Below are 8,017 nucleotides of genomic sequence, written 5' to 3'. Positions count from 1 at the left end.
GCCCGCTCCGTACCGCTTTAGCGGTCGGAGTCGGGTAGTTTACCTGCTGCTGGAGAGGCTGCTGGGGCCGGCCATAATGGGAAAACGCCATCCTGGCTGTGGCGGAATCCTTTGCGAGAGCTTGCCTGCATCCATGCTGGAACACGACATTGTCATCATCGGGGGAGGGCTGGCCGGTTGCCGAGCGGCTTTGGAGGTTATGCGACGGGATCCCAGCCTCGACCTGGCCTTGGTATCCAAAACCCATCCCATTCGCAGCCACTCGGTAGCAGCCCAAGGGGGCATTGCCGCCGCCTTACAAAATGTCGATCCGCAAGATTCCTGGGAGGCTCATGCCTTCGATACCGTCAAGGGATCCGATTACCTAGCGGATCAAGATGCGGTGGAGATTCTAGCCCGGGAAGCCCCTGAGGTGATCATTGACCTAGAACACTTGGGGGTCTTGTTCTCCCGCCTGCCGGATGGCCGCATTGCCCAGCGGGCCTTTGGGGGACACAGCCACCCGCGCACCTGCTATGCCGCCGACAAAACCGGGCAAGCCATTTTGCACGAGTTGGTGAGCAACCTCAAGCGTTTTGGGGTCAAGCTCTACAGCGAATGGTATGTGCTGGATCTGATCCTGGAGGACAACCAAGCCCAGGGCGTGGTGATGTTGGAGCAGGCCAGCGGACGGCTGGAAGTGCTGCGGGCCAAGGCGGTTATGTTGGCTACAGGCGGCTATGGGCGCATCTACAACTCCACGTCCAACGACTTTGCTTCCACCGGCGATGGCATGGCAATGGTGGCGCGGGCCGGCCTGCCTCTGCAGGATATGGAGTTTGTGCAGTTTCATCCCACGGGCCTGTATCCGGTGGGGGTGTTGATCTCAGAGGCAGTGCGTGGAGAGGGGGCCTATCTGATCAATGGGAAGGGGGAGCGCTTCATGGCCGCCTATGCCCCCAGCCAGATGGAATTGGCCCCACGGGACATCACCTCGCGGGCGATTGTTACGGAGGTGCGGGCCGGGCGCGGTATTGACGGCAAAGATTTTGTCTACTTAGACCTGCGGCATCTGGGGGCAGAAAAGATCCACACTCGGCTGCCCTTCTGTTGGGAGGAGGCCCATCGCCACTTGGGCATCGATGCGGTTGTCGATCCCATTCCGGTGCGACCGACGGTGCACTACTGCATGGGTGGGATCCCGGTGACGGTGGAGGGGCAGGTGTTGCGGGATGTCCAAACCCGTGTGGAAGGGCTGTTCGCTGCCGGTGAAACGGCCTGTGTTTCGGTGCATGGGGCTAACCGGCTGGGCAGCAACTCTCTCCTGGAGTGCGTTGTTTTCGGGCGGCGCACAGGGGCAGCCATGGTAGAGGCCGTCAGAGGTCGAGCCTTGCCGAAAGTGGACGAGGGATCCCTGCTCAAACAGGCCGCCGGGCGGATCACAAGGCTGCTAGAACGATCAGGGAAGAGCCGCATTGATCAGGTGCGGAGGCAATTTCAAGATTGCATGACCGAGCATTGTGGGGTCTACCGCACCGAATCGGTTCTCCAAGAAGGGATCCAAACATGGCAACAGATCCGCCAGCGTTACGAGCGGGATTTGCATTTGGACGATCGGGGCAAGGTGTGGAACACCGAGCTGATCGAAGCGCTGGAGCTGGACAACCTCATGACGGTGGGGGCTTTGATCCTCGCCAGCGCCCTGGAACGGCGGGAAAGCCGTGGCTCCCACGCGCGGGAAGATTACCCCCAACGGGATGATCAACGGTTTTTACAACACACCTTGGCTGCCTTTCGGGAGGGATCCCCTCAGATCAGCTATCGCCCCGTGGTGATCACCCGGTTTCCCCCTCAGGAGCGAAAATACTAACTTTCCAGAAGCCTCCCAGGCCGATTAGGATTGCTCTATCGTTCCCGTTAGCAGGATGGAGCCCCTTTCAAAATTATCCAATATCTAGGGATTCCATCTTCGCCAGCTTGAAATCTCGTCTACTGCCGGAGGGCCAGCCATGCAAGAAACCCTGGAGAAAGCAGCCGTCGCCCTGCAAGCGGAGCTGAATCTGGAGCCTTTTTGGATGCCCTTTACGGCCAATCGGCAATTTAAAGCCAACCCGCGCCTGTTGGTGGCCGCCCGAGACATGTACTACACCAGCCACGATGGCCGCCAAATCCTAGATGGGACTGCCGGGCTGTGGTGTGTGAATGCCGGCCACTGCCGCCCCCAAATTGTGGAAGCGATCCAACAGCAGGTGGCCCAACTGGACTACGCCCCAGCTTTTCAAATGGGCCATCCCAAAGCCTTTCAACTGGCAGAGCAGCTCATCCAGCTCACTCCTGCCGGACTGGATCACGTTTTTTTCACCAACTCTGGCTCTGAGGCGGTGGATACGGCCCTGAAAATGGCCATCGCCTACCATCGCTTACGCGGACAGGGATCCCGGCAGCGGCTGATTGGCCGGGAACGGGGCTACCACGGCGTTGGCTTTGGGGGCATCTCGGTCGGGGGCATCTCCAACAACCGCAAGTTTTTTGGCAGCCTCATTCCCGGCGTAGACCACCTGCCCCACACCCACAACCTGGAGCAAAACGCCTTTAGCCGCGGCCTGCCTCGCTGGGGATCCCACTTGGCAGAAGACTTGGAGCGGATCGTCGCTCTCCACGATGCCAGCACGATTGCAGCAGTAATTGTGGAGCCGGTTGCCGGTTCAACGGGGGTGTTGCTGCCGCCGGTGGGCTATTTGGAAAAGCTGCGGGCCATTTGCGACAAATACGGCATTCTCCTCATCTTCGACGAGGTGATCACCGGCTTTGGGCGGCTGGGATCCCCTTTTGCGGCCAATTACTTTGGGGTGGTGCCGGATCTGATTTGCTGTGCCAAGGGCCTCACCAATGGCACCATCCCGATGGGCGCAGTGATCGTCAAGCAAGAGATCTACAGCGCCTTCATGGAGGCTGCTGGTTCCGCTGATGACCTGCACCGTCCAGGGGACAACAGCAGGACGCTGTCCTGGAGCCCCATCGAGTTTTTCCACGGCTACACCTACTCCGGCCACCCGGTTGCCAGTGCCGCCGGCTTGGCTACCCTGAACCTGTATCGAGAAGAAGGCTTGTTCGAGCGGGCTGCCAACCTCGCTCCCCTCTGGGAGGAGGCTCTCCATTCCCTACGGGGCTTGCCTCATGTCATCGATGTACGCAACCTCGGCTTGGTGGGGGCAATTGAATTGGAAGGGATCCCTGGCCGACCGACAGCGCGGGCTTTTGAAGCGTTTTTGCGCTGCTACGAGCGGGGGGTATTGATTCGCACTACAGGTGATACCATTGCCCTTTCCCCGCCTTTGATCATCGAGGAAGCCCATATTGAACACCTGATCGCCACCCTGAAGCGAGTTCTTCAAGAGCTACCTTAGTCCTGAATCGACAAGAGAGACTGCCTGAGGGAGTTAGAAGCTTCTGGGGCTGGGCGTCGGCGAAGGACTGGGAGAGGGACTGGGTCTGGGCGAAGGGGATACCGAGGGAAAGGGATTGGGGGTGCCGGTCGGCGTTGGCGAGGGGGAGGGACTGGGCGCAGGCAACACCCGTAAAGGAGCTTTGGCCGAAGCAATTCGGCCCTGGGTATCCGCCACCATTGCCGTCACCTCATAATCCCCGGTGGGAGCAGAAGCAGGAATGGTAATGGGGATGGTGCCGATGCAGGTTTTGCTGTTGGGCTGACAGCCGACAGCAGCGGCAGTGAAATCAAAGGTGAGGGTGAGGGGGCTTTGCCGGATTTCCACCCGGAAGCTGATGCCGGCCCCCAAACCTGCAGGAGTCGTCACGGCCACCAGCACGTTGAAGGGTACCGTCTGTCGCGCGTCCGTCAGGGCCACCACGGCAATCGAAGGCGGCTCTGCTGCAAAGGAAGCAGTGGGAGAGGGGCTGGGAGTGGGGAAAGGATTCAAGAGGGGAGTGGGGGTCGGGGTAGGCAGAGGGGTGGGCGGCGGCGTAGGGACAGGACTGGGGATGAGGAAAGGAGTGGGCGTTGGAGCCACCACCGCTATTGGCGTGATGGTAACCGCAGGCTGTTCGCCGGCATCTTCTTGGCAAGCCACAAGTGACAACGACAGAAGAGCGGCTACACTGGCCCTTATTACAGAGGAGGCTGCTAACGTCCAGCTCTGACGGAACCTATGGGGCTGCTGTCTCATGGGGTTTGACTCCTCACAACACAAAGCTTTGGGATCCTGCCGGTTCTGGGAGAGCCGAGCCTTGGTGGTGTCCAACTCAAAAACTCGGCCAGGCTGCTTCTCAGCCACAGCAGCGCTTACACGCTGCTAACACTATAGATAGAGTCTTAGCTTTTTGCAAACCCCACCTGTGGACTCCCCCTTTGGGGGTGAAGCCAGATAGAGGGGAATGACCTGGGCCGAGTTAGACTGGTAAGCGTGACAGCAAGACGAGGATCCATGGCAGCAAGGGCGGGAGCAGAACCATCTTCTGGCTGTGGAGAAGCAGAGGGGCAGACTGCCGTTGGCGTTGATGCCCTGTACCCCTCAGAAAACATCAGCGGGGCGGGGTATGCCCGGGAAGAGCTGCAAGAGGCTTGCGGGGTCTTTGGCATCCTGGCTCCAGGAGAGGAGGTGGCCAAGCTGGCCTACTTTGGCCTATTTGCCTTGCAGCATCGCGGCCAAGAATCGGCAGGGATCGCCACTTTTGAGGGATCCTTTTGCCGGGTTCACAAGGCGATGGGCTTGGTCTCCCAGGTCTTCGATGAAGTGAACTTGGCCCAACTGACCGGGGATCTGGCGGTTGGTCACACCCGCTACTCCACCACTGGATCCAGCCGCGTGGCCAATGCTCAGCCGGTGATCGTGGAGACTCGCCTGGGGCCGCTGGCTCTGGCCCACAACGGCAATTTGGTCAATGCGGAAGAGCTGCGGAAGGAACTGGAGGCCGCCGACCGGCACCTAACCAGCAGCACCGACTCCGAGTGTATTGCCCACGCCATTGCCCAGGCGGTGAACCAAGGTCAAGATTGGATCGCGGCCACTTGCCAAGCTTTGCGCCGCTGTCAGGGGGCTTTTAGTCTGGTGATCGGCACGCCAGAGGGCCTGATCGGGGCACGGGATCCCTATGGGGTGCGTCCGCTGGTGTTGGGGCTTTTGAGCAGCAACCCCGCTCTGGATGAGCTGCTGCAGTCAGAGATGCTGGAGATCATCTGCAGCGACGGCACCCTCAGCCACCCCGAGGCCGAGCCGCTGCATTACGTGTTGGCTTCAGAAACCTGTGCTTTGGATATCATCGGGGCCGATCCTCTGCGGCAGGTGGAGCCGGGAGAGTTGGTGTGGATCAGCCGTCAGGGGCTGCAATCGGTGCGTTGGGCGGAGGCCACCCCCAAGTTGTGCATCTTCGAGATGATCTACTTCGCCCGCCCAGACAGTTGGATGTACGGGGAAAGCCTCTACTCCTACCGGGTGCGTTTGGGAGAACAACTGGCCAAGGAGGCTCCGGCAGAGGCCGACTGGGTGATCTCCGTTCCCGATTCCGGCACGCCGGCGGCCATTGGCTATGCTCGCCAGTCGGGGATCCCTTACACGGAAGGGCTGATCAAAAATCGCTACGTGGGCCGCACCTTTATCCAGCCCACCCAATCCATGCGGGAGCGGGGCATTCGCATGAAGCTGAACCCCCTGGAGGATGTGCTGGGGGGGAAGCGGATTGTTATTGTGGACGACTCAATTGTGCGGGGCACCACCAGCCAGAAAATCGTCAAGGCCCTGCGCCAGGCGGGGGCTACCCAGGTCCACATGCGCATTTCCAGCCCCCCGGTCACCCATCCCTGCTTCTACGGCATCGATACCGATAGCCAGGATCAGTTGATTGCTGCCCAGCATTCCGTAGAGGAAATCGCCGAGAAGATTGGAGTGGATTCTTTGGCCTACCTGAGCTGGGAAGGCATGCTGGCTGCCACGGGCCGGGATCCCAACTCGTTCTGCTCCGCTTGCTTTACCGGCCACTACCCCATCCCCATCCCGGAAGGGCTGAAGCGCTCCAAGCTGGCCCTGGAACTGGTGGCTACCGGCAAGAGCCGCTAGGCTGCTCAGGGATCCCCGCTAGACTGAGAAGAAGAATTGCTTGGGGCAAGCCATGACTTTTCGCCTACGCCAATTGGGGGATCCCATCCTGACGCAAGTGGCCGAGCCGGTGACGGAGTTCAAAACGCCGGCCTTGCAGGATCTTATAGAAGGTATGCTGGCTACCCTGAAAGAGGCGCAGGGGGTGGGCTTGGCTGCTCCTCAGGTGGGATCCCTGCTCCAAGTGCTGATCGTGGCCTCTCGTCCCAATCCCCGCTACCCGGAAGCGCCGCAAATGCAGCCTTTGGTGATGGTTAACCCCCGTCTGCTGGCTTGCAGTTCTGAACAGGTGCTGGGTTGGGAAGGCTGCTTGAGTGTGCCCAATTGCCGTGGTCTGGTGGCCCGCGCCCGCGAAGTGGAGGTGGAGTATTACACTCCAGAAGGCGTTCAGCAAAGGGTGGTCTGGCAGGATTTTCCGGCGCGGATCTTTCAGCACGAATACGATCACCTGATGGGTCGGGTGTTCCTGCAGCGGCAGCCTCGGCAACTGCTTACCGAAGCCCAGTACCAAGCCCAGATTTTGGGTCAGCCCGCCTGAGGGATCCCACCATGCCCTACATGGTTATCTACGACGGCCTCTGCAACCTCTGTGCCACCGGTGTTCAGCTCTTGGAGCAACTGGATCGCGGGCAACGGTTTTGCTATGCCCCCATGCAAGATGCCTCTGCCTTGGCCCAATGGGGGATCCCACCGGAGCAGGTGGAGCTGGGGATGATCCTCATCGACCTGGAGCAGCCGGAGCGCCGTTGGCAGGGATCCGCCGCCGTTGAACAGATTGCTGCTCTTCTGCCGGGCGGGGAGCTGTGGTTGGCTCTGTACCGCAGCTTCCCTGGCTTGAAGGGTCTTGGGGATCGAGGCTACGAGCAGATCCGAGATCACCGCTACGAGTGGTTTGGCCGCCGCAACACCTTGTATTTGTCTGCCTACCCTGCTTGTGTTGCCTGCCGGGATCCCTTGGCCGAGGCTGAGGGAAAAGCTGCAGCACCAGCCGCCGGCAAGGCAGAAGCAAGCCGATAGCCAAAATGGAAGTTCCCTCTTCCTCAGCTCGCTATCTTGGATCAGGGAATTTGAAAAAGGATTGAATTCCTGTATCAAAGGTTAACCTTTCTAAGGGAATTCCCTGAACTGGTCTTGACCCTCTCTAAGCCCATAGCGAGAATAGGAACAAAGCAGCCAAAGGGGGGATGAGGCGTGCCTACAGTTACTGATAAAGATCTGGGCAATATCGATTGCAGTTTAGAGATCCTCCAGCCGGTTTTGAGAGGCAAGGATCCCAGAAGCGCAAACGGCGCCATCAAATGTTTTAGCCATTACAACGGAAAAGGCAGAGAGCTTCTCCTCCAAACCCTAAACCAACCTCTGGATTGGGAAAAGCAGTTTGCTCTCTGGACAACCCTAATGGATTCGGGTGATCCCCAACTTATCCAAATCGCGAAAGCCTATCCGGTTACCCTTCGTCCGGTGGGAGATCTGGGGGCAAAATTGGAGGCTGGCGAGCGAGATTTCCGCTGGGCGGATTTGAGAAAGGCCAACCTCAGTCAGCGAGATCTGAGTGGGGCAGACTTGAGAGGAGCAAACCTAAACCGCGCGAGACTGAGCCAGGTGAATCTCAGCCATGCCAACCTGAGCGGAGCCAATCTAACTCAAGCAGACCTCAGCGGGGCCGATCTGAACGGAGCCAACCTGAGCGGAGCCAACCTCCTGGGCACCAACCTCATCGGCGCCAGCTTGCTGGGGGCCAACCTAACGGACGCCAACTTGAGGTGGGTTGTCATTTCTCCCAAAACGCAGATGGATCCCAAGTGGCACCTGGTGTGGACAATCATCAACGGCGTTGCCCAGGGGGAAAGCCTAGCCCAAGCCGACTTGAGCGGAGCCAACTTGGAGCGGGCCGACCTGAGGGGAAGAGACCTGACGCGAGCAAATCT

At 59.6% G+C, this 8,017-nt stretch carries 7 protein-coding genes; 6 read left to right on the top strand and 1 reads right to left on the bottom strand.

All coding sequences use genetic code 11. The features are described 5' to 3' along the window. Positions 1 to 133: 133 nt before the first annotated feature. Both NW843_RS06750 and NW843_RS06745 read left to right on the top strand, forming a co-directional pair. Positions 134 to 1,849 carry a succinate dehydrogenase/fumarate reductase flavoprotein subunit gene (locus NW843_RS06750; RefSeq protein WP_414522477.1) on the top strand — a complete coding sequence of 572 codons (1,716 nt, stop codon included), beginning with the start codon at positions 134 to 136 and terminating at the stop codon, positions 1,847 to 1,849. A gap of 139 nt (positions 1,850 to 1,988) precedes the next feature. Then, on the top strand, positions 1,989 to 3,386 hold the full coding sequence (locus NW843_RS06745) for an aspartate aminotransferase family protein (protein ID WP_414522476.1): 1,398 nt from the start codon (positions 1,989 to 1,991) through the stop codon (positions 3,384 to 3,386). 33 nt (positions 3,387 to 3,419) lie between these two features. On the opposite strand, the gene NW843_RS06740 is transcribed toward NW843_RS06745, so the two are convergent. Then, the gene (locus NW843_RS06740; protein WP_414522475.1) at positions 3,420 to 4,076 is read right to left on the bottom strand and encodes a hypothetical protein; all 657 of its coding nucleotides are present in this window, start codon (positions 4,074 to 4,076) and stop codon (positions 3,420 to 3,422) included. 345 nt (positions 4,077 to 4,421) lie between these two features. Here NW843_RS06740 and purF point away from each other — a divergent pair, with 345 nt between their 5' ends. From purF to NW843_RS06720, 4 genes are all read left to right on the top strand, one after another. Further along, the gene (purF, locus tag NW843_RS06735; protein WP_414522474.1) at positions 4,422 to 6,050 is read left to right on the top strand and encodes an amidophosphoribosyltransferase; all 1,629 of its coding nucleotides are present in this window, start codon (positions 4,422 to 4,424) and stop codon (positions 6,048 to 6,050) included. Between the two features lie 52 nt (positions 6,051 to 6,102). Next, positions 6,103 to 6,627, top strand: coding sequence for a peptide deformylase (gene def / locus NW843_RS06730; RefSeq protein WP_011433713.1), 525 nt, complete (start codon positions 6,103 to 6,105; stop codon positions 6,625 to 6,627). An 11-nt stretch (positions 6,628 to 6,638) separates the two neighbouring features. Beyond that, positions 6,639 to 7,106, top strand: coding sequence for a thiol-disulfide oxidoreductase DCC family protein (locus NW843_RS06725; RefSeq protein ID WP_414330395.1), 468 nt, complete (start codon positions 6,639 to 6,641; stop codon positions 7,104 to 7,106). Between the two features lie 381 nt (positions 7,107 to 7,487). Then, the coding region (locus NW843_RS06720) for a pentapeptide repeat-containing protein (protein ID WP_414522473.1) at positions 7,488 to 8,017 on the top strand (530 nt) is incomplete at its 3' end.

This window comes from Synechococcus sp. R5-12 (assembly GCF_047502655.1).
Lineage (GTDB): Bacteria > Cyanobacteriota > Cyanobacteriia > Thermostichales > Thermostichaceae > Thermostichus.
The sequence above is the reverse complement of the archived record's forward strand: the minus strand, read 5'-3'. Positions and strand labels throughout refer to the sequence as shown.